General features: G+C 44.3%; 21 protein-coding genes. 20 read left to right on the top strand and 1 reads right to left on the bottom strand.

Annotated elements, in window-relative coordinates:
* Positions 1-45 precede the first annotated feature (45 nt).
* From M3629_RS24685 to ytfJ, 6 genes are all read left to right on the top strand, one after another.
* The gene (locus M3629_RS24685; RefSeq protein ID WP_154888507.1) at positions 46-1,287 is read left to right on the top strand and encodes a bifunctional 3,4-dihydroxy-2-butanone-4-phosphate synthase/GTP cyclohydrolase II; all 1,242 of its coding nucleotides are present in this window, start codon (positions 46-48) and stop codon (positions 1,285-1,287) included.
* 102 nt (positions 1,288-1,389) lie between these two features.
* Positions 1,390-1,857 carry a 6,7-dimethyl-8-ribityllumazine synthase gene (gene ribH, locus M3629_RS24680; RefSeq protein WP_090922403.1) on the top strand — a complete coding sequence of 156 codons (468 nt, stop codon included), beginning with the start codon at positions 1,390-1,392 and terminating at the stop codon, positions 1,855-1,857.
* Positions 1,858-1,960: 103 nt separating this feature from the next.
* Positions 1,961-2,761, top strand: coding sequence for a segregation and condensation protein A (locus M3629_RS24675; RefSeq protein ID WP_090922401.1), 801 nt, complete (start codon positions 1,961-1,963; stop codon positions 2,759-2,761).
* On the top strand, positions 2,730-3,422 hold the full coding sequence (gene scpB / locus M3629_RS24670; RefSeq protein WP_251511074.1) for an SMC-Scp complex subunit ScpB: 693 nt from the start codon (positions 2,730-2,732) through the stop codon (positions 3,420-3,422). Before M3629_RS24675 ends, scpB begins: the two co-directional genes overlap by 32 nt.
* 219 nt (positions 3,423-3,641) lie before the next feature.
* Entirely contained in the window at positions 3,642-4,379 is a 738-nt protein-coding gene (locus M3629_RS28765) for a DUF2953 domain-containing protein (protein WP_251511073.1), read from the top strand.
* Positions 4,380-4,607: 228 nt separating this feature from the next.
* A complete protein-coding gene (gene ytfJ, locus M3629_RS24660) occupies positions 4,608-5,081 on the top strand; it encodes a GerW family sporulation protein (RefSeq protein WP_251511072.1) in 474 nt (157 codons plus the stop codon).
* 773 nt (positions 5,082-5,854) lie between these two features.
* Here the strand turns inward: ytfJ and M3629_RS24655 are convergent.
* The gene (locus tag M3629_RS24655; RefSeq protein WP_251511071.1) at positions 5,855-6,118 is read right to left on the bottom strand and encodes a hypothetical protein; all 264 of its coding nucleotides are present in this window, start codon (positions 6,116-6,118) and stop codon (positions 5,855-5,857) included.
* 359 nt (positions 6,119-6,477) lie between these two features.
* Between M3629_RS24655 and M3629_RS24650 the strand changes: the two genes are divergently transcribed.
* From M3629_RS24650 to M3629_RS24585, 14 genes are all read left to right on the top strand, one after another.
* Positions 6,478-6,855, top strand: coding sequence for a Na-translocating system protein MpsC family protein (locus M3629_RS24650; RefSeq protein WP_251511070.1), 378 nt, complete (start codon positions 6,478-6,480; stop codon positions 6,853-6,855).
* A gap of 600 nt (positions 6,856-7,455) precedes the next feature.
* On the top strand, positions 7,456-8,022 hold the full coding sequence (locus tag M3629_RS24645) for a sigma-70 family RNA polymerase sigma factor (RefSeq protein WP_251511068.1): 567 nt from the start codon (positions 7,456-7,458) through the stop codon (positions 8,020-8,022).
* A gap of 284 nt (positions 8,023-8,306) precedes the next feature.
* Complete coding sequence (locus M3629_RS24640) at positions 8,307-9,116, top strand: sigma-70 family RNA polymerase sigma factor (RefSeq protein ID WP_251511067.1); 810 nt, start codon at positions 8,307-8,309, stop codon at positions 9,114-9,116.
* A gap of 172 nt (positions 9,117-9,288) precedes the next feature.
* On the top strand, positions 9,289-10,476 hold the full coding sequence (locus M3629_RS24635) for a serine hydrolase (RefSeq protein ID WP_435368271.1): 1,188 nt from the start codon (positions 9,289-9,291) through the stop codon (positions 10,474-10,476).
* Between the two features lie 59 nt (positions 10,477-10,535).
* Positions 10,536-11,162, top strand: coding sequence for a nucleoside recognition domain-containing protein (locus M3629_RS24630; RefSeq protein WP_090922320.1), 627 nt, complete (start codon positions 10,536-10,538; stop codon positions 11,160-11,162).
* Between the two features lie 6 nt (positions 11,163-11,168).
* Entirely contained in the window at positions 11,169-11,702 is a 534-nt protein-coding gene (locus M3629_RS24625; RefSeq protein WP_090922318.1) for a spore maturation protein, read from the top strand.
* A 63-nt stretch (positions 11,703-11,765) separates the two neighbouring features.
* Positions 11,766-12,584, top strand: coding sequence for a S1 family peptidase (locus M3629_RS24620; RefSeq protein WP_251511066.1), 819 nt, complete (start codon positions 11,766-11,768; stop codon positions 12,582-12,584).
* 219 nt (positions 12,585-12,803) lie between these two features.
* Complete coding sequence (locus tag M3629_RS24615; protein WP_251511065.1) at positions 12,804-13,553, top strand: pseudouridine synthase; 750 nt, start codon at positions 12,804-12,806, stop codon at positions 13,551-13,553.
* A 323-nt stretch (positions 13,554-13,876) separates the two neighbouring features.
* Positions 13,877-14,404, top strand: a complete 528-nt coding sequence (locus M3629_RS24610; protein ID WP_251511064.1) for a redoxin family protein — start codon at positions 13,877-13,879, stop codon at positions 14,402-14,404.
* 14 nt (positions 14,405-14,418) lie between these two features.
* Complete coding sequence (resB, locus tag M3629_RS24605) at positions 14,419-16,092, top strand: cytochrome c biogenesis protein ResB (protein ID WP_251511063.1); 1,674 nt, start codon at positions 14,419-14,421, stop codon at positions 16,090-16,092.
* Positions 16,089-17,351 carry a cytochrome c biogenesis protein CcsA gene (ccsA, locus tag M3629_RS24600; protein WP_251511062.1) on the top strand — a complete coding sequence of 421 codons (1,263 nt, stop codon included), beginning with the start codon at positions 16,089-16,091 and terminating at the stop codon, positions 17,349-17,351. The genes resB and ccsA overlap by 4 nt, the downstream gene beginning before the upstream one ends.
* Before the next feature lie 140 nt (positions 17,352-17,491).
* The gene (locus M3629_RS24595; RefSeq protein WP_110894386.1) at positions 17,492-18,208 is read left to right on the top strand and encodes a response regulator transcription factor; all 717 of its coding nucleotides are present in this window, start codon (positions 17,492-17,494) and stop codon (positions 18,206-18,208) included.
* A 55-nt stretch (positions 18,209-18,263) separates the two neighbouring features.
* On the top strand, positions 18,264-19,661 hold the full coding sequence (locus M3629_RS24590) for an ATP-binding protein (RefSeq protein ID WP_251511054.1): 1,398 nt from the start codon (positions 18,264-18,266) through the stop codon (positions 19,659-19,661).
* A gap of 194 nt (positions 19,662-19,855) precedes the next feature.
* Positions 19,856-21,941 (top strand): collagen-like repeat preface domain-containing protein (locus tag M3629_RS24585; RefSeq protein ID WP_251511052.1); only part of this gene is annotated, 2,086 nt, incomplete at its 3' end.

The following is a 21,941-nucleotide window of genomic DNA, read 5'->3' as shown; positions in this document are numbered from 1 at the left end:
ACGAATGAGTAATATTAAATAAACCGGAAACAGGAGGTGCAGCTGATGTCAGAACAATCCGAGCCATCCATTCTGGATTCAATTGAGGCAGCTATTTATGATTTGATGCGTGGTAAACCCGTAATCGTGGTTGATGACGAAGATCGGGAAAATGAAGGGGATTTTATTGCTTTGGCTGAAAAAGCAACCCCTGAGGTTATCAATTTCATGATTACTGAAGGTCGAGGACTCGTCTGTGTTCCCATTACGCAGCAGCGGGCAGATGAATTAAATTTGAAACCGATGGTTCAGCAGAATACGGATTTCCATGGGACAGCTTTTACGGTCTCTGTGGATCACAAAGATACAACGACGGGAATCTCGGCGCATGAGCGTTCCATTACCGTTAAAGGTTTGATTGATCCGAATGCGAAAAGCAGTGATTTTCGCAAGCCGGGTCACATGTTTCCGCTCATTGCTAAAGACGGCGGTGTGTTGCGTCGTGCCGGACACACGGAAGCGGCAGTTGATCTGGCGATCATGTGCGGCTCTTACCCCGCAGGTGTCATCTGTGAAGTGATCAAGGAAGATGGTACGATGGCCAGACTTCCTGACCTGCAGGAGATTGCACGTAAGCATGATCTGAAACTGATTAGTATCCAGGACATGATTCGTTACCGGAATGAGAAGGAGAAGCTGGTGCAACGTGAAGTTTCCGTTCGTATGCCGACGGACTTTGGCGAATTCCAGGCAGTGGCGTATACGAATGCAGTGGATAATAAAGAACATGTTGCCTTGGTCAAAGGGGATATTGACGGTTCCAAACCTGTATTGGTTCGTGTTCACTCCGAATGTTTGACTGGCGACGTATTCCACTCTCACCGTTGTGACTGCGGCCCGCAGTTTGATGCGGCGCTGAAGCAGATCCATGATGAGGGTAATGGCGTACTGCTCTATATGAGACAAGAAGGCCGTGGGATCGGTTTAATCAACAAACTCAAGGCTTACAAGCTGCAAGAAGAAGGTCTGGATACAGTGGATGCCAATCTGAAGCTTGGTTTTGCTGCTGATCTGCGCGATTATGGGATCGGTGCACAAATTTTGAAGGATCTTGGCGTTCGTCAGATTCGATTATTAACGAATAATCCACGGAAAATTAAAGGCTTGGAAGGATATGGTCTGGAAGTGGTAGAGCGTGTACCGATTCAGATGCAGGAGAATGAAGATAATACAGCTTACCTTCACACCAAGCAAGCCAAATTGGGCCATATGCTCAAGTTTGATGATATCGAGCAGAATGAACAGTAATTTCAGCTACTCACGATGATTTTCTGATATGTAAATATTGGAGATTTCACATGTTCAATTGCAGCACCTATAACATTATATATCGACAGGGAGATGACGATAATGCCTAACTATTTTGAAGGACATTTGGTATCGGAAGGTTTAAAATATGGCGTGGTAGTTGGACGTTTTAATGAATTTATTACGAGCAAGTTGCTTAGCGGGGCGCTGGATGCGTTCAAACGTCACGGTGTGCAAGATAATGAAGTAGATGTAGCTTGGGTACCGGGAGCTTTCGAAATCCCGCTTATCGCTCAGAAAATGGCCGAAAGCGGCAAATACGATGCGGTCATCACACTCGGAACGGTTATCCGTGGATCAACAACACATTATGATTATGTCTGCAACGAGATGGCTAAAGGGGTAGCGGCAATTAATCTGAAAACAGGGGTGCCGACCATCTTTGGATTGGTTACTACGGAGAACATTGAACAGGCGATTGAGCGTGCAGGAACGAAGGCCGGCAATAAAGGCTGGGATGCTGCTACAGCTGCAATTGAAATGGCGAACTTGACGAAACAGCTAAAATAGTGCTTATTTAATAGTAGTGCCCTGCTTTGCGCAGACGAAATCGGGAGAGCGGTTTCGGACGGCTGGCAGGGTTTTGTATTTTTCTGGCGGGAGGATTCGTCTAGTGACGGTAGTTACATACAAACTGGAGACTTTTGAAGGGCCTTTGGATCTGTTGTTGCATCTGATTGATAAGGCTGAGATCGACATCCAGGATATTCCCATCAGCGATATTACCGATCAGTACATGGCGTATCTGCATTCCATGCAGGAGCTGGAACTGGATATAACAAGTGAATTTCTGGTGATGGCAGCTACGCTGCTGTCCATCAAGAGCAAACTTTTACTGCCCAAACCACCGGTAATCGAGGATTTCGAGGATTATGATTATATGGAAGATGAGGATTATGATCCGCGTGCCGAATTGATTGCACGCCTTATCGAATATCGCAAATATAAAGGAATAGCGCGGCATCTGCATGAACGGGAATGGGAACGCAGTCTTATTTTTTCCAAAGAGCCCGAAGATTTGCGACCTTATATGCCTATGGAGGAACAAACGAATCCGGTGCAAGGTCTGCATACTTCTGATCTCATCGCGGCGTTTCAGAAAGCACTTCGAAAGGCTGAGAAGCGTACAACGGTCACCCGGATCAAAAGGGACGAAATTTCGGTCAAGGATCGCATACGTGAAGTTATTGGTGCCTTGGAGCATTTAGGTCCTGGGGGGCGGTTGTTATTTTCCAAGCTTATGGATGATCAGATATATCGCCATGAGATCGTGGTTACGTTTCTAGCGGTATTGGAGCTGATGAAGATGAAGCAGATTGTTTGTTACCAGGAACGGTTGTTTGAGGATATCGTTATGGAGTGGAGAGGGGAAACAACGAATCATGGATTTTCCGAAATTGAAGTCGATTATTGAGGGCCTTTTGTTTTTGTCCGGAGAAGAAGGTCTAAGTGTCAAACAGATTGCTGAAATCGTGGACCAGCGCGTAGAGCTGGTCACGGATGCCATTGAGGACATGATCGGCGATTTTGCTCGGCAAGGACGAGGGGTGCAGATTCTGAAAATTGCGGGTGTCGTGCAACTGGGAACGTTACCAGAACATGCAGCGTATTTTGAGAAGCTTGCTTATTCTCCTGCACGTACATCGTTATCCCAGGCGGCTCTGGAAACATTGGCCATTGTAGCTTACCGTCAGCCCATTACACGTGTGGAAATTGAGGAGATTCGTGGTGTGAAATCGGAACGCGCGATCCATACACTTGTGAACAAGGATCTGATTGTTGAAGTGGGGAGAGCGGAAGCGATTGGACGCCCGATTTTGTACGGAACAACGAAGTCATTCCTCGATTATTTCGGACTAGCTTCGATTAAAGATCTTCCCGAACCGGGGTTGTTTGAAGATTCGGAAAACTTGGAGGAGGAAACGCAGTTGTTATTCAACAAGTTGGACATGAAGCAGCCGGATGTCTCGGATACAGACGTGCAAAGTGTGTTTGATTTTGAAGAGGAAGAAGCATTCCCAAAAGAAGATATTGCCGTAGATCCAGACGATGATTCTTCGGGTTTCTCGTCCTGACACAAGTCATAGGTAAGAATGTATGGGGACAAAGTGGAGATCGATCCGCTTTGTCTCTTTGTGTTTTTCCTAGACCGGCTGTGAAGGTATTCGATAGGTAAATCGTCTACTCAAGAGCTTTTCGGCAAAAATTGGAGTATTTCAGTCATTCGTGAATTTTTTCCAGCAAGGAATGCCATACTAGACATGATAAGAATCGAGGGCTTGGAGGTAAGGCCTGTGTGGATCTGGCTTGGAGGAATCGGTTTGTTCATCGCACTGCTGATTGCCGCAGTCCTCATCTCAAATGTTCATGTTCATGTTATATTTCGCAAACATAAGAGCGATGACTACGCAAATATCAATGTTCGACTGTTGTATGGCTTCGTGCGGATGAATTACGAGATTCCGAGCATTGTTTTCCGAAATATGAAAGAAGGCTTCTTACTTAAAACAGAACAGTCGATGAACCATTCCAGAGGAGAAGTTTTGGGAAGTCAGCAGGTGAATAAACGAAAAGTGAAAAATTGGGCAAAAGAAGTCAAGGTAATGCTTAAAGCAACAGAGGCTCTGAAGATATGGGTCAGACAGACGCTCAGACGAGTATATATAACGAATCTGTTCTGGTCTACTGCGGTTGGTGTAGGTGATGCTGCTTATACAGCAATGCTTTCAGGCTGGTTGTGGAGTATTAAGTCGATGATTGTTGGGTTCTTAACGTACAAAATGCGTTTCAAAACGCTGCCTGATCTTGAGGTACTTCCGGTATGGTCCGAGGAGATGGAATTTCGAACAGAACTGGATTTCAAACTGAGGATCCGTATGATGGCCATCTTAATTGCAGGATTGAGACTGCTTACTCGCGTGCTGCAGGTCGAGGGAGGCTGGCGAATGTGGTTTAAACTCCTTAGGGAGCAACGCCGCAAGTCGAAGCAAAAGAAGAAGCACAGGCACATTGTGGAAAAGGAAGCTCGGTAATGCGGAGCTTAACTAACCTGAGATTGAATGCTCTATATTGTGTTAAAGTTCTGGAACGAGAATGTGCAACAACGGTTCCCTGCATTGATTACATAAGTCCCGCAAGTTTGGGGATGATATGGTTAGATCAAAAACCTATATATGTTGATTGATCATTGACACAACGTATTTGTGTTAATCTGCTTAATTTCAACGATATAGCTTATATTGAAACTGGAGGGAAGTCACATGTCAGATCATCCAATTCAAGGCTTAATGGAAACTGCAATGGAAAATATCAAGGGCATGGTGGATGTCAATACAATTGTTGGCGATCCTGTAGAAACACCGGATGGTACGGTCATTCTGCCGATTAGTAAAGTGGGATTTGGCTTCGCCGCAGGCGGAAGTGATTTTAATGTAAGTGATGGAAAAGGCAACAGTACATCAAGCACAACGGAACATGCTCATTCAGCAAAGGTTGCTTCTCCATTTGGCGGTGGTAGTGGCGGCGGTGTATCCATCCGCCCAATCGCTTTTCTGGTCGTTGGCAAGCAAGGTGTACACATCGTGCCGCTTGATAATTCGACGCACTTGTTTGAAAAATTGATTGATTCAACGCCTTATGTCCTAGATCGCATTCAGGAAATGTTCCGGCACCGTAATCATGGCACAACCGAACATGATGTTCGAGTGACAACGGATCATACAACGTATAGCTAAAGTCATATAGTTAATTCCAAACCCCTCTGGCACTTCAAGGTGCAAGAGGGGTTTTGGTGTTAAAGGCAGCTTATTCAAAGCTTTAAAGCTTAGGTAACCAAGCGTTAAAGTGAGCTGCATCCTTCAGGAAGTAAAATCCCTGGATAATAATAATCAGCTCTGGGTACTCTCTCTCATATTGGAGATGGATGGAAGAAGAATCCATCGTCCCGATTGCGGATAGGGGATCAATGGTTAAGGGCTCATCTGGTATCTTGGAATAAAACAGTACAATCAACCTTTCTGATAAAAACGCGTTTAATGCGGAGCAATTTGAGATGAACTTGAGATCTCTTGTTCTTTATACGGTTTCTGTCTTTCATTGTTTAACCCAAGATAAAAAAAGCAGAACCCCACATCGATGTGGAGTTCTGCGTTCTCTAACCTGAATACTGTGATAATCATACATGTTAAGACAGTAAAAGCTTAGCATATTTTTGTTGAAATGCTCTGTTTTATTGGTAAACTACAAGTTCTGATCGATCTACTTCCTGATATGGAAGAACTTCAAAGATGGTTTCGATAACGGTTAATTGCAAAATAACTTTACGAATAGGATCGATGGTTTTTCCCTCTTTTGGATTTTATTCCTATTCGTTTATGATTTCTTCACATATGATTAGAGTAAGTTAAGGGAGAAAAAACTAACAGGAAGTTGATAGAGGACGCTGTGCCAAGGATGTATTCAGACATGAAGCTATTGCTTTTTATAGGCGTGTTATGTACGTTTAATCCTATTCGTTAACTTCCTGAAGGATGGAATCAATCAATTGATCATCAATCAGCGAGCTTGCTTTTTTCAGAGCGAGTAAGATGCCCTGAGGCTGTTCAAAAAAAACAGTTTGAAGAATGGGAGCTACCTCATCCAGTTCAATTTTTTCAGCTTTTACCATACTAATCAAAGCAACGACGATCTCGTGTCCTTCAACATTGCCTTCCATGAATCTCATTTTTAAATGATTTGCTACGTTTTCGGTCTTTGACTGCGAGTAAGCCATTACATTTCCCTCCAACAGTTCGAATATCTTAGCAGAGCTCCCCAGATACAATTCTAAATCAGGTTAGATTAGGAGTCTTAACAATAATAAGGCAGATGGTTTATTTTATCAACAGAACTGTGAGTATTGTATTCATTGGCAATCCGGAGGTTGATGCAGCTGTTATACAGGTTGACTTAGCCTACATCTGGGGTGAATTCCTTTTTCGTGTAAATATGATCGTTCGTTGGTTCATTGATTCGCGAGAAACTTGTCTTGGATAAGGACTTTTGATTAAATTAGGTTGAATTCATGTATTTAGGGTAGTTACAAGGCCGGGAGGTTAGGCAGGAGGCGATGGAAACATTGATATAAAGGACTTGGAAAGAGAGCTCGCTAAACTGGCATCGAGAGTTAGAAAAAACATTACGGAGCGCGGGCCGGTAGATACCAGGGTCTCCATCATGAATCACTTCATCATCTTAAAGTTTACGGCAAAATTCACGAAGCCTGAAGCATTCATGCTTGAACATATGCACTCACACTCAAGTCAAGTTTTCACGGACTATAAAATAAAGCTTTCACTTTTGATGAAAGAAAATTTTAATCCTGTCTTCTCTTATATCCATATGGGGCTAATGATTGAAGACATTGAAACTACATTTTTTGGACATGAGTTTACTGAGCAAGTGACAGTCTTCAAGATGAATAAGGATATTGAAGTTTTGCTGAAAAATGATGAGATAAGTATGCCTTGAGAACTGCTGAATTGCTTAAATAATCGTGCTCAGGTTCTTGGGAACTATTTTTCTTGTTGACATTATCCTACATATTTCCTTATACTACCCTTATGGCGATTGGAGAGATTAATAATCTTGATGAAGCCAATAATGTACCACGTATTGTAGACCATACTCTCGGTAATTGGAACGAAATAAGAAGTCAGACCAAGACCGACACATTCCACCCTTCTGGGTTATCCCAGTGGTGTGATCTGTGTTGGTCTTTTTAGTGTGATTGAACGTTTCTTAACCTTAAGCGAGTTGTTTCGTATATAGGGTGTAAAAGAGGAAGAGAGTAATGATAAAAAAATAACTTGCGAACATTAGTTCGTGTTTGTTATCCTGAATGTAATCTAATGGAAGAGGAGGACCTATGATTGGTTTATATTAAGTAAGCTCAAGAAGTAAATAGATTAGTTCAAATGTTTTGGAGTAACATAATTACATAGGTTTGCGAGGTATATGATGATTTTAGCATGATCAGATTTATTTTTAGGATTGCTTGAAACTAGAGTGGGGGAACTAAGGCAGTGTTTCGAGGCCTGATTATTATTAATTTATTAATGGGGGATAAGTATGATATCTGCTACAACAACTATGGGGTTTGATGCATTATTCGAAATGGGGGATATGGACATGTTCCTGAACAAGGCTCAGGAGAAATGTCGTCACAAGTTGAGGGGTAAAACGTTCGCTGGGATGGAAAAGGAAGATGTTACTCAAGAAATTTTGATCAAACTAATGAGTTCTTTGGATAAGTATGATTCGGACAAAGCAAAAATGTCGACGTTTGTGGATCATTTAATTGATAATAAAGTCAAAGATATGTACCGCAAATGCATGTCAGAAAAAAATCTCAGTGTCGTTAACGCAGCTCAAATTATGACCACGGACCATGGCGGAGAAGAAAGTGATGGCACAGATATGGCATTGGTGCTGGGACATACTGGCTTTGCTTATGAAAACTTCGAATTTCTTACGGATATTATGGAAAATATGAGGCTGAATGATCGTGAGAAGCAAATTTTCAAACTGCGTATGTCCGGTTATGATTTTGTAGAAATTGCCTCTATTCAGGGAGTATCCAAAGCACGAATATCTCAAATATGGAAAGAAATTCGCAATAAATACGAAGCCTTATAATATCATAGTCATATAGTGGCAATAAATAGCCTTTAGTTTTAACGGAGCTACAGAAAATAACATTTTAGAATGAATACCTACATATAACGAAAAGCACCCTTAATTGGGTGCTTTTTATATGTCGTATAGAGAATGTATTCTGAAATCGCGCAGGCATTCTTCGATTCTTCCGCTAGGGAAACTTTTTCTGGATATCAGACTTTACCTTAGCTGAAATACTACGTATAAAGCTTATATCAGAAAATTATTGTGAATGAATTAAGATTCGTACATAGGAGATCCAAATGGGAAAATACTCAGAACATATTCATAGCAAGTTAAAAGAAAATAAGAAATATTATAGTATGGACGAAAGTTATAATATAGAACGTTGTCAGACGGATGAACACTTTCTTGGAGAATGCATTCTGGTCAATGAAAATCTAATATGGCACTCAGTGCACAAATACATTGGTAAACCTGAACTGTTGACTAGAAACCATTGTGTGGAGAAAGATGACATTCTACAATTGGGCCGATTGGGATTTCTGAAAGCTGTTAAAGCGTTTGATACGTCCCGAGGTGTGAAGTTCAGTTCGTTTGCTGTTACAGCTATCGTTAGAGAGATTCGTTGTTTTCTGAGGGATAGCGCGAATATTATTCGTCCAACACGTACAGCCACAGATTTAATTCATCGCATCAATCGTTTGGAACATGATATGGGTTATCTCCCAGCTGCGCATGATATTGCAGTTCTACTTGATGAGGAAGAAGAAAAAGTGAACAAGGCGCTTCAGGTGGGCAAGGGGGTCAAGTATCTAGATGAGCCTGTAGGGTCGGATGATCAGAATCCTCAATCTGTTACGTTGATGGATACAATCTATAGTGGAGATGATATGGAAGAGACTGTGCTAGATAAAATGTACGTTGATGCTGTGCTTGATTCAGTGAAGCGTAAGCTTAGTGCACAAGAAGCCGCGGTGTTGAAACATCGAGTAGACGGACTCAACCAGACACAGACAGCAGACATAGAAGATATTAGCCAGATGAAAGTATCCAGAATTATGAGGAAAGTCGCTAAAATGCTAGATCAGTCTAATAAAGTGGATATGTAGAACGATCATAGGCATATAAATTCAGTGGAAACGACAGAGCTTTTACATACCAATCCCCCCGCGTCACATCAAAGTGCAGGGGGATTTTTGCTGTTTTTGCCTGTGCGGGACATACTCTAGGTTGTCCGGACATAGGATAGTACAAGATTCCAAGCGACCCGGAGGAATGTGGATGCGAAAATTAATGAAAGCTATTGTAGGTATGTTTATGCCTGTATTGCTCTTATCTACGATGGGCGTACCGTCAGTCCAGGCAACGATTGCTGGGCCTTCTACTCATGCTCAAAGTGCAGCGCTTATCGATGTGACATCAGGGCGAATCCTCTACAGCAAAGATGGGGACAAGGAACTACGCATCGCGAGTTTGACTAAAATTATGACCGCCATCGTTGCAATTGAAGAAGGCAAGTTAGATGCCAAAGTCAAGGTGACGCCCGCAGCTTTTGCCAAAGAAGGGTCTTCGCTATATCTTAAGCTGGGCGAGGAGATGACACTAGAAAATATGTTATACGGTCTGATGCTGCGCTCAGGTAATGATGCAGCTTCGGCAATCGCTGAGCATGTCGGCGGCTCGGAAGAAGGTTTTGTTTTGCTTATGAATAAAAAGGCAGAGCAGATCGGTTTAACGAGATCCCATTTTATGAATCCACATGGTTTGGATGCCGAAGGCCACTACTCTACCGCGAATGATCTGGCGAAGTTAACGGCTTACGCGCTCCATAACCCGGTATTTAAACGAATCGTGGCAACAGAAAACAAATCTGCTCCAAATCCGAATGAAAGCTGGGAGTATTCCTGGCACAACAAAAACAAAATGCTTCGATTATATGAGGGAGCAGATGGGGTCAAAACCGGATATACCAAAAAGGCATTCAGATGCCTAGTCAGTTCAGCGACAAGGGACGGGCAACAGCTAGCCGCGGTGACACTGAATGATGGCGATGACTGGAACGATCATGCGAAGATGCTGGATTTCGGTTTTGAACATTTTCCACTTGTGGAAATTGCCAAACAGGAACAGCCTGTTCAGAACATGGAACTCTTAACAGGACGTGGTTTTAAATACCCGCTTGCCAAAGGGGAAGAGGAAGACATCACCAAGAAGTTGGTTCTGCTCGATAAACGTTCGCAGGATGCAGTCACAGAGAATGAACAATCCACAGATCCTTCGTTCGGACTGGCCGGACGAGTTGAAATGCAGTTGAAAGGCAGACCGATCGGCTCTATACCTGTGTATTACAAAGGTAGTTATATTCCGCCAGAGCCGCCCATTGCAGATGCTGCTATAGGTGGTGTAGGAGAGGTCACGAATTGGATTTCCGCATGGAAGACCGTGTTAACTCGACTGTTATCACCTTGATTTTGATTGAAGGATAGAGATCGTTGTTGTGCTTGCTGTTACTGGGAGGGATGATTCCAATGATCAATCTGATCTGGTTAATGATGATCTTGATCGGCTTTGTTTTTGCGGCAGTAAACGGGAAGATTGAAGTGGTCACCCAGGCAGCATTTGATGGTGCGGCAACCGGTGTGACGGTATGTTTCGGTCTGATCAGTGTGCTCGTATTCTGGATGGGAATGATGAAAATGGCCGAAGATGCCGGCCTACTTGGACGGATTGCGAAATTGCTCGGACCGGTGGTCGGATTTCTGTTCCCGGATGTACCCAAAAACCACCCAGCTATGGGTTACATCTTATCCAACATGAGCGCAAATTTGCTTGGATTAGGGAATGCAGCTACCCCTATGGGAATCAAGGCGATGCAGCAACTGCAGGAACTGAACCCTGACAAACAGACTGCATCCCCCGCTATGTGTACATTGCTGGCACTGAATACGGCGAGTATTACGATTATTCCTACAACGCTGATTGCAATCAGGTTGAACTATCATTCGGCAAACGCCACGGAGATTGTAGGCACAACGTTAATGGCCACCATTATCGCTACACTTGCTGCGATTATGGCAGATCGCTGGTATCGAAATCGAACTCTTCGCAGATCGCCGCGTATATCCAAAAGCGGTAATCCTGGCATGAAAGGATGAGCAACCTTGTTAACCTTCATTAACTGGATATCTGTCTGGGCCATTCCGGTTATTATCGCGTTTGTTCCATTATATGCGTTTACCAAAAAGGTCCCGGTCTACGAATCCTTTGTTGATGGGGCCAAGGATGGCTTCTCGACTGCAATCAGCATCATCCCACATCTGGTGGGCATGATGGTTGCCATTAGTGTTTTTCGTGCCTCGGGTGCACTGGATTTTGTGATTCAGTTCTTCACTCCTCTCGTCTCGTGGATGGGTGTACCAGGAGAAGTGCTTCCGTTAGGTATATTACGTCCATTAACGGGGACAGGCTCCCTTGCATTTACAACGGATCTGATCAAAACGTATGGCCCTGACTCCATGATTGGCCGAATGGCCTCTACCATTCAAGGAAGTACGGATACGACGTTATATGTGCTAACTGTGTATTTTGGAGCCGTGGGCATTCGGAACGGCCGGTACGCGCTTAAAGTTGGATTGTTTTCAGATGTTGTTGGATTCATCGCTGCACTTGCCATTTGTTTGATTGTTTTTGGATAAACTATTGCCGCTTTCCTTCCGATATACTAGTTATGCTAGAATAATAACGGAGGAGAGTGAGACATGCAAAAGAGTTGGAAACGAATGCTCCGTTACGGGTTGACAAGTATGCTCGCTATAACGATGCTTGCAGGTCCGACAGGGTTTGCCGGTGCTCAAGCTGAACAGACGATCCATTTTACGGGTTACTTTGACAAGGCATTACGTGCTCAAATGGCGATTACGGCGGATTCTTTTCCGGTTGTTAACGTGCGCTTGATTAAAGCGAATGAACCAGATATGGTTTATTATGATGTCGGAACTTCGATTTTGATATCCAAAGATGAAGTGTTAACTAATTACCATGTTGTTCAAGAATTCGCTGAGCTGTCTGGCGGAGATAAAGGGACATTAACGGTTGCGAGCCCAGGATCGCTCAATCAGGCGGTTAAAGCTAAAATTATTAAAACGGATCCGGTAACGGATATGGCTCTACTCAAGCTGGATAAACCGATTGACGCTGAACCGGTGAAGTTTGCCGATGCGAGGGACAACCAGGTCGTTTATACCATTGGATTTCCTAAAAATCCATCGGGAGATCTTGTCATATTAGATGATGATTTCCCCACGACTTACAACACGATAGCTAAGAGTCGGGTGTTTAGTTCCCTGGCGGCTGATGTACCGGGAAAAGTAGGTATCGGAAGCATTGTCAAAGCGATGGCTCAAGGCAATTCAGGAGGACCTGTACTTAATCAGAATAAACAGGTTATTGGCATGATGACGTTTGTATACGGTGGACGGACGTATTTTATTTCTTCAAAGACACTGCAGACTTTTGTGAAAGAAGCCGTAACTCCTGCGAAAAAGCCGGTTGTGGTTACAGGTAAAGTTTCGAACTAAATCGACATAATAATATAAATGATGAAGGTTTACCTTTGCGCAGTCTGAATGAATTCAGCTGCGGCGAGGGTAAGCTTTTTTTTGTATATCGAGGCTATAAAATATCTATACTTTACTACACAAATTAGCGATAAAGCTCGAACGTTCACAAAAACATTGGATAATCCTTGTGATTTCCCGGTTGGATGGGTATCATTAGTGTGAGGTGACATGACAAACATGGAAAGATTACAAAAAATTATCGCGCAGGCAGGCATTGCATCCCGCCGCAAGAGTGAGGAACTGATCCTGTCCGGCAAAGTGGAAGTTAACGGGGAGGTCGTAACCGAACTGGGTACGAAAGCCAACCCCGAAGAGGATATCATTACGGTCAATGGAAAACCGATCCGCAGTGAGAAAAAAGTGTATTTGATGCTCAATAAACCTAAAGGGGTTATTACAAGTGCATCAGACCCGGAAGGCCGGAAAATTGTATCCGACTATTTGAAAGGTGTTAAGGAACGTGTGTATCCGGTAGGGCGTCTCGATTATGATACCGAAGGGTTGCTTATTTTGACCAATGATGGCGAATTTGCGCATCTGCTGACGCACCCCAAACATCACGTGCCCAAGACGTATCTAGCAACAGTTAAAGGGGTACCGCATGGTACAGAACTGGAAAAGCTCAAAAATGGAATTATGCTTGAAGATGGTATGACTGCTCCAGCAGAAGTTGAGTACAAAGATGTGGATACGGCAGCCAAAGAGTCCGTGATCTCCATTACGATTTATGAGGGTCGGAACCGCCAGGTAAGACGTATGTTCGAGGCAATCAATCATCCCGTTACACGTCTGAAACGAATTTCGTTCGGTGGCATTTTGCTGCAAAATCTGAAACGAGGACTGACTCGTAATTTGACCAAAGAGGAAGTCAACAATCTGATTACGCTCGCAAAATCCGAACCCGCCAAAAAAATGAAAAAAAGGTAATGTGAGGACACATAATTTTCATAAAACCGCCGCAGATTTGTGACGAAATTCGCTATAATTGTTCATAGGATGTTCACAGTTTCTATGACAAGAGTCTAAATAAGTGGAACAATTCATTTACACGGTTAACGGAAAGGACAGAAAAAACCTGAAAAGCGAAGTGCTCGCCTTTATCACCGGATTCTCTTCTTTAGAAAAAGCAATTCAAAAAATCTGGGGATAACAGCGCTTGTAAGGTTATGCTGTCATTGGAGTGGGCTGTGTAAAATCTTTAGTTCAACTTATATAGCCAATGAAATCGTCACTTTAAAGGGGAGCAGCACATGGGAAAATCAAGAAGAACGGTGCAAATCGTTATTTTGTGCTTGATCCTGGTGTTGGGCGGATACGCGATTACAACATCGGTATCCGGCTCGAATGGCAAGCCAAAGGAAGGGGATCAAGCCCCTTCTTTTGAACTGCTAGGGCTAGATGGTCAAGTTCATAAGTCTGATGAGTATCAAGGAAAAGCGATGGTTATCAATTTTTGGGGCACATGGTGTGAGCCTTGTGTGAAGGAAATGCCTGCACTTCAAGCTCAGGCTGACAAGTGGAAAGACAAAGGTGTTCAATTTGTTGGAATCAACGTTGGAGAAGATCAGATGACGGTAGAGAATTTTGTGCAGCAGGTGGGTGTTACATTTCCGATTATGTTAGACCGGGAGAAAAACTCCGTTCGGGATTATGGAATCTCTCCGATGCCAACAACGTTTTTCGTATCTGAAACGGGTAAAATCTCCACTATTCATATCGGGCAATTGGATTTGGACACGCTTGACGCTCAAATCTCACAGCTGGCGAAGCAGCCCTGACAGGAGGTCTACTTGTGTTTCAAAATACAAAATGTGAGTGTGGTCATCAGAATCCGGTAGGGACCGTATTGTGCGAGGCATGTGGTAAGCCGCTTCTGGAGGAAACCGCTCAATCGAATGAAGTTTTAGAAATGCGTTACGATGGGATGGCTCGGCGTTCACAGCGAAGCAATCCCAATATTATTGATCGCATATGGAATTTCTTTTCATCTGTTAAAATCGCAGTTTATATGATAGTGCTTACGCTCGTTGGTTCCATGCTAGGAACGATCTATCCGCAAGAAAGTACTTTTCTGAATATTGATCCTTCGGTTTATTACAAAGAAACCTATGGTCAGTTCGGCCATATTTATTATCTCCTCGGTCTGTCTCATACATATGAATCCTGGTGGTTTATTCTACTGCTAGTGATGATCGGAGCATCGCTTGTGATCTGTAGTCTGGATCGCGTGCTCCCACTATACAAAGCGCTGAACAAGCAACGGATACGGAAACATTTGCAATTCTTGACGCGGCAGCGACTTGTGTATCAAGGGACTGTGAAAGAGGACCCTGAAGAGTGGATTAAGAAAGCGGTTACGCCGTTACGTAAGAAAGGGTATCGTGTTCACACTCAGGGAGATGCTTTGCTTGCTGAGAAGCAACGTTTTAGCCGTTGGGGCCCTTATGTAATTCATATCGGACTTATCATTTTTCTACTCGCTGTTCTCGCCCGCGGACTTCCAGGCTTAAATTTGGACGAACATGTTGCTTTTCCCGAGGGGGAAATCAAAAAAATCCCAAACACGTCCATGTATCTGAAAAACGAGAAGTTTAATGTGGAGTTTTATAGTGACGATGAGGTCCCTGAGCAGTTCAAAAATTTGAATAAAACGGTTCCCAAGTTGTTTGAAACCAAGGTTGTATTGTACGAATGCACAGCCGATTGTTCAGATCTCTCCAAAAAACCTCAGCTTGCAGAGGTTGCAAGGCATGATGTGCGCGTGAATCAGCCACTGAATTACCAAGGTCTTAAAGCATACCAGTTTGACTATGACCTGACGCCAACGATTCGCTCGGTAACACCGGATCTGGTTAATGCGAAAACTGGCGAAGTATACGGTTCTTTGAAGATTGATATGATGGACACGCAACGCTCCTTTGAGGCAGGACCTTATACATTGACGGTAAAAGAAAAATTTATGGATTTTGCGCTGGATGATAAAGGGGTGCCCAAATCAAAATCACCTTCACCCAATGCACCTGCATTCCTTTTTCATATCGAAGGTCCAGACCTGCCGGAGAAAGGGATTCAATATTTATATTTTGCCAAACAAATTGACAAGCAGCGTTTTCAACAGGATGAAATCAACCGTCAGCTTGTAGGAGGGGAACTTCCATTACAACTGGAGGTCGATAGTATGGATAAGGTAGATCTAATTCAATCGGTGAGCTACCTGAATATACGCGTTGACAAAGCGATGCCGTTTGTATGGGTAGGGGCTGGTATTGTCATGCTAGGTCTTGTCATGGGCTTCTACTGGCATCATCGCCGCATTTGGATTCGGTTCGACGATGAGCGAATGACGCTTGGCGGACATACCAACAAAAACTGGTTCGGCTTCAGGCGAGAAGTTGCCGGCATTTTGAAACAGATGAATCTGGAAGTGGATGAGAAGTCGTTGGATAACGGGGGGAACCAAGCATGAGTATACTGGATTTCAGCAGCGATGCATTTATCGTATCTTTTTTTCTGTATTGTGCCGCATTTTTGTTATATGCTGTTGCCGTCATGGGAAAGAAATGGAGTAACCGCGATCCGATCGATCATATGAATCGTTGGGGTAAACGGGCGTTTATCGCATCTACGGTTGCGTTGACAGCACATTTGGTTTTCTTTATCACCCGCTGGATTGGTGCAGGCCATATTCCGGTAAGTAATATGTACGAATTCATGTCCTTTTTATCCATGATGATCATGGTAGCGTTTATCGTTGTGTACGCCATTTACCGCAAATCTCTGCTGGGTTTGTTTGCACTTCCGCTCACGATTATCATTATGGCATATGCAGCCGTATTTCCACAGGAAGTTCAACCATTGATTCCCGCATTACAATCGATTTGGTTGAAGATCCACGTTACGCTGGCTGCTTTGGGTGAAGCGTTCTTCGCAGTAGGTTTTGCTGCGGGATTCATGTATTTGCTTCGTACCGTTGATTTTAGTGGAAAAGACAAGTCTTCTCGTCGTCAGCGCGGATGGGTGGAGTTTACGCTCATTACCATCGTTGTGGTGATCGGATTTATTGGAACCGTGTTTGCCTTCCGTGCTTCCGGTTATGAGGCCGTTTTCGTACAGAAAACAGTCACCATTGACACAAAGGGAGAGGAAAATAGTACAATAGAGAAAGTGATTTATCGCATGCCTCCTATTTTTGCTCCATATAATAGTGAAGTGGAAAGCCTGAAACCATTCCTTGGAATGAAGGAACCGTTGCTTGAAACACCTTCATGGATGAATGGCGTGAATGCAGGACGTAAGCTGAATACGGTCATTTGGTCGATCCTTACGGGTCTGATTCTGTACGGAATCATTCGCTTAATTGTACGCAGACCGCTTGGACAAGCGTTGCAGCCGATGATGAACGGCATTGACGCAGATGACCTTGATGAGATCAGTTATCGCGCTATTGCGATTGGATTCCCTATTTTTACGCTGGGAGCTCTGATCTTTGCTATGATCTGGGCACAAATTGCCTGGAGTCGCTTTTGGGGCTGGGACCCCAAAGAAGTATGGGCACTGATCACTTGGTTGTATTATAGTGTCTATTTGCACTTACGTTTATCCAAAGGATGGCAGGGGCAGAAGTCCGCTTGGCTAGCCGTGCTCGGGTTCCTGGTTGTCATGTTTACGCTGGTCGGTGTGAATCTGATTATTGCAGGATTGCATTCCTATGCTGGAGCAGACTAGTAAAGTCCGTTAAAAGTGGTGGCAAAACAACGGTAAATTCATGATATACCCGTTCCCGTAAAACGGGTATTCAAATATTGTTCGCAAGATCGAACATAATAGAAGTGATAAGGAGTTATTGTAAAGGGGCTTGAGTGGGCATGTCAGAACATGAGAATCGTATACTGGTCGTGGATGATGAAGAAAGAATCCGCAGACTGCTTAAAATGTATCTTGAAAAAGAAGGTTATGAAATTGATGAAGCAGAGGATGGCGAAACAGCGCTTCGTAAAGCAACCGCCGGAGATTACGGTCTGATTTTGCTGGATGTTATGCTACCAGGTATGGATGGTGTTGAGGTCTGCACTCGGCTTCGTCAGGTAAAATCTACCCCTGTATTGATGCTTACCGCAAAAGGGGAAGAGATTAACCGTGTACAAGGTTTTGAAGTAGGGGCAGATGATTATGTGGTAAAGCCATTCAGTCCGCGTGAGGTGATTTACCGGGTGAAGGCTATTCTGCGTCGCTCTTCGGCAACAGCGTATCTTTCGAAGGAGAGCAATTCAAGCAACAACATTGTATTTCCACATCTTGTTATTGAGCATGATGCACACCGCGTGACTGCGGGTGGTGAAGAGATCAGTTTGACACCTAAAGAATATGAGTTGTTGCATTACCTTGCAACATCTCCGGATAAGGTTTTCTCCAGAGAAGAATTGCTCAAGGATGTATGGAATTATGAATTTTTTGGTGATCTTCGTACCGTGGATACCCATGTGAAGCGTCTCCGCGAGAAGCTGAACAAGGTATCACCTGAATCGGCAGCGATGATAACAACCGTGTGGGGTGTCGGTTATAAACTGGAAGTACCGAAATAACTTTGCTTTCTGGAGATCACTGGTTGGAAAGTTATGGATAACGATTATATGCCTTGTGGGTTGTGTACTTATCGCGTTGGGTCTATTTTTGCTGCCCTACATTGATACAAACTTTGCTGAATCTGAGTCTAGAGACATTAAAAGGTTATTTACTTATATTTGCATTGTTGGATTCAGTTTGACAACGTTTTTCGCATTATTTTTGTTCACCAAAATTACACAGCCGATGCAGCAGTTAATTCAAGCAGCAAACGCCATCCGCAAAGGTAATTATGGAACGAGGCTTTCTCTCCGTACGAATGACGAAATTGGTGAACTGGCAAATACGTTTAATCACATGGCTGTTCAATTGGAAGATACTATTCGAAATTTGAATCATGAGAAGGAACATTTGGCGAGTGTGCTACGAAGCATGACGGATGCCGTGATTACTTTTGATGGTGAGGGCAAGGTTATCTTGACGAATCCGCCCGGTGAGAAAATTATGCAGGCCTGGTATGCTCTCGATTGGGCTCAGGAGGATGAAGGCTTGGACGGGTTTCCGTCTGTTAATCCTTCTCGGGATGTTCCTGAACCGCTTGTACCCTTATTCAGACTGGTGATGGAGCAAGGAGGGGACCAGAACTCCAATGTACACGTGCAACAAGGAGTATGGTCGGTGCAAATGGCCCCTTTGTATGCAGATAGTGTGGTGCGGGGGGCGGTGGCTGTCTTGAGAGATGTTACCGAAGAAGTGAAAATGGAGAAGATGCGTCGGGACTTTGTTGCCAATGTATCTCATGAAATTCGTACACCGTTATCCATGATGCAAGGATACAGTGAGGCTTTACTTGACGGGATGGCAACATCGCCTGAAGAGAGTGAAGAACTGATTCAAGTCATTCACGATGAGTCACTGCGGATGGGTAGACTGGTAAAGGATCTACTTGATTTGGCCCGTATGGATGCAGGGCATACCGATATGAACATGAAGGAAGTTGAACTCGGCGAACTTCTCGAACGCATTTATCGCAAATTTATGGTGCGCTCGAAGGAACAGGGGATTCAACTTCAATTCGAATGTAAACAGCAGATGATCTCACTTCAACAAGCAGATGAAGACAGGTTAGAGCAAGTATTCACGAATTTACTGGATAATGCGTTTAGACATACACCTGTTGGTAAAAGTGTAAAAATTTCTGCTGAGCTTGTCACTAATTTACGTGCTCCTTTTGCCAGAGTGAGTGTAAAAGATCAGGGGGTGGGTATTCCTACATCAGACCTGCCTTTTATTTTTGAACGTTTTTATAAAGCGGATAAAGCCCGAGTACGGGGAGAGAGCGTGGGAACTGGGCTTGGGCTGGCGATCGTAAAAAACATCGTAGATGCTCATCAGGGCACGATTCATGTCAATAGTGTGCTTGGTGAAGGTACGGAGTTTATATTACAATTTCCGGTAGAATCTTCGAAATAGGTTGATTTTAAACAAAATGTGCCGAAACACCCTCTGATAGAGGGTGTTTTTTTGTTGAAGTATTCCGTTTAATCTTGTTCAACGTGGAACAAGGTCGTATCCTTTTTTGTCCGCAAAAAAATGTCCAAGATAATTTTTGAACTCCTCCTTCATAAGATTGAAAAATAAGATGTCTAAGGAGGATTGATTAAAGTATGTCCGATGGACGTAAAAGAGTAAATATCAAAGCGTTTTTAGAAGGGAGATCATTCCGGGCAGGTTCGCCGTTTATACCCATAACAGCTAGTGAACTTGAGCAATATGAGTCGATTCTTCGTTCTCTTGCTGTAACCATTCCCGCTGCAATTAGTCAGCCGAGTGCGGCAAATATACTTGCGCTGCAGAACGGATTACGTCAATTACTTACATTTGTTAACGAATCTGAGTTTCGTGCTGGGGTGAAAGCGGAGCTTCAAGCTGTATTAGAACTTACCATTGCTTCTTCTGAAGTCATTCCTGTTGCTTTAATTAATCTTTCAGGGAATTTGCAAAATCTGTTGGATGACTTGTTGAGTGTAACGTTGCTTTTGGAGGTACCTTCCGAAGTAAAGGATCGGTTAGTCGGATTAATTCGTTCCATATCGATCTCGTTAAGCAGAGCCACAACGACTTTTGGTACGGTGGGGATTACGGGGGCAGCAGGTCCTCCCGGTGCTCCGGGCGTACCAGGGGTCCCTGGAGTTCCTGGATTGAGAGGAGCTACTGGTCCAACAGGTGCAGCAGGACCAGCTGGATCTGTGGGTGCTGTCGGCCCTATAGGCCCGCAGGGTCCACAGGGTCCACAAGGCGCGACAGGAATTCCTGGAGTAGGATTAAACAATATTACAACGTTTAACCCTGCAGCTGGATCAACTTACGCGCAAGGCCAGGTAGTTAGTTATGATGGAAGTCTTTATGTGGCTAACGTAAATGGCCCGGTGGGTGTACCTGGAAGTTCACCTGATTACACGCTCTTACTTGCCGCTGGTTCTACGGGCACAACCGGGGCAACAGGTGTAGGACTTTCTGGAGCTGTTGCTTTTGATGCGGCTCTTGCACCTGGATATGCTGCAGGTCAAGTGGTTACTTATAATGGCAGTACTTATATTGCGAGCGTGGCAGGTCCGACAGGTACACCAGGTACATCTTCGGACTATACATTGATCGCTGCATCAGGGGTTACAGGAGCTACTGGGGTGGGTCTTAACGGTGCTATCACCTTTGACCCAGCACAAGCGCCAACCTATTCAACAGGCCAAGTGGTGACGTTCAATGGCAGTACCTATATCACAAATGTCGCTTCACCAACAGGTACGCCTGGAAATTCACCTGATTATACATTAATCGCTGGTGCAGGACCAACAGGGGCTACCGGCGCTACAGGTGTGGGGCTCACTGGGATTGTACCTTTCGATCCTGCTCAAGCGCCAACATATCCAGCAGGTCAGATTGTAACGTCTAATGGTAGCACATATATTACGAATGTCGCTGCGCCAACGGGTACACCAGGAAGTTCCCCAGATTATTCGTTGCTTGCAGGAGCAGGCTCCACCGGAGCAACAGGTATAGGTTTGGAGGGAGTTGTACCATTTGATCCGGCTGTTGCGCCAACGTATTCAGCAGGTCAAGTGGTCACATTCAATGGTAGTACGTTTATTACAAATGTCGCTTCACCGACAGGTACACCAGGAAGTTCCCCAGATTATACATTACTTGCTGGAGCAGGGCCATCAGGCGCTACAGGATCAACAGGAGTTACGGGTACAACGGGAGCGACTGGTGTAGGATTAAGCGGTATCGTGGCATTTGACCCAGCAGTAGCCCCGACGTATCCAGCCGGTCAGGTTGTCACGTTCAACGGCAGTACGTATGTCACCAATGTAGCCTCGCCAACGGGCACGCCGGGCACTTCCCCGGATTATACGTTATTAGCAAGTGCAGGAGCCACAGGAGGAACAGGGGCTACTGGGGCAGGGGTAACTGGTAGTACGGGAATAACGGGGACCACGGGAGCTACCGGCGTAGGGTTAAGCGGCATCGTGGCATTTGACCCAGCATTAGCCCCAACGTATCCAGCCGGTCAGGTTGTTACGTTCAACGGTAGTACGTATGTCACCAATGTAGCCTCGCCAACGGGCACGCCGGGCACCTCTCCAGACTATACGTTATTAGCAAGTGCAGGGGCGACAGGAATATCTGGTGTCACTGGGGAAACAGGAGTAACGGGTGCAACCGGTATTGCTGGAGTAACCGGAGCCACAG

Source organism: Paenibacillus polysaccharolyticus (assembly GCF_023714295.1).
Classification (GTDB): domain Bacteria; phylum Bacillota; class Bacilli; order Paenibacillales; family Paenibacillaceae; genus Paenibacillus; species Paenibacillus polysaccharolyticus_A.
The sequence above is the reverse complement of the archived record's forward strand: the minus strand, read 5'-3'. Positions and strand labels throughout refer to the sequence as shown.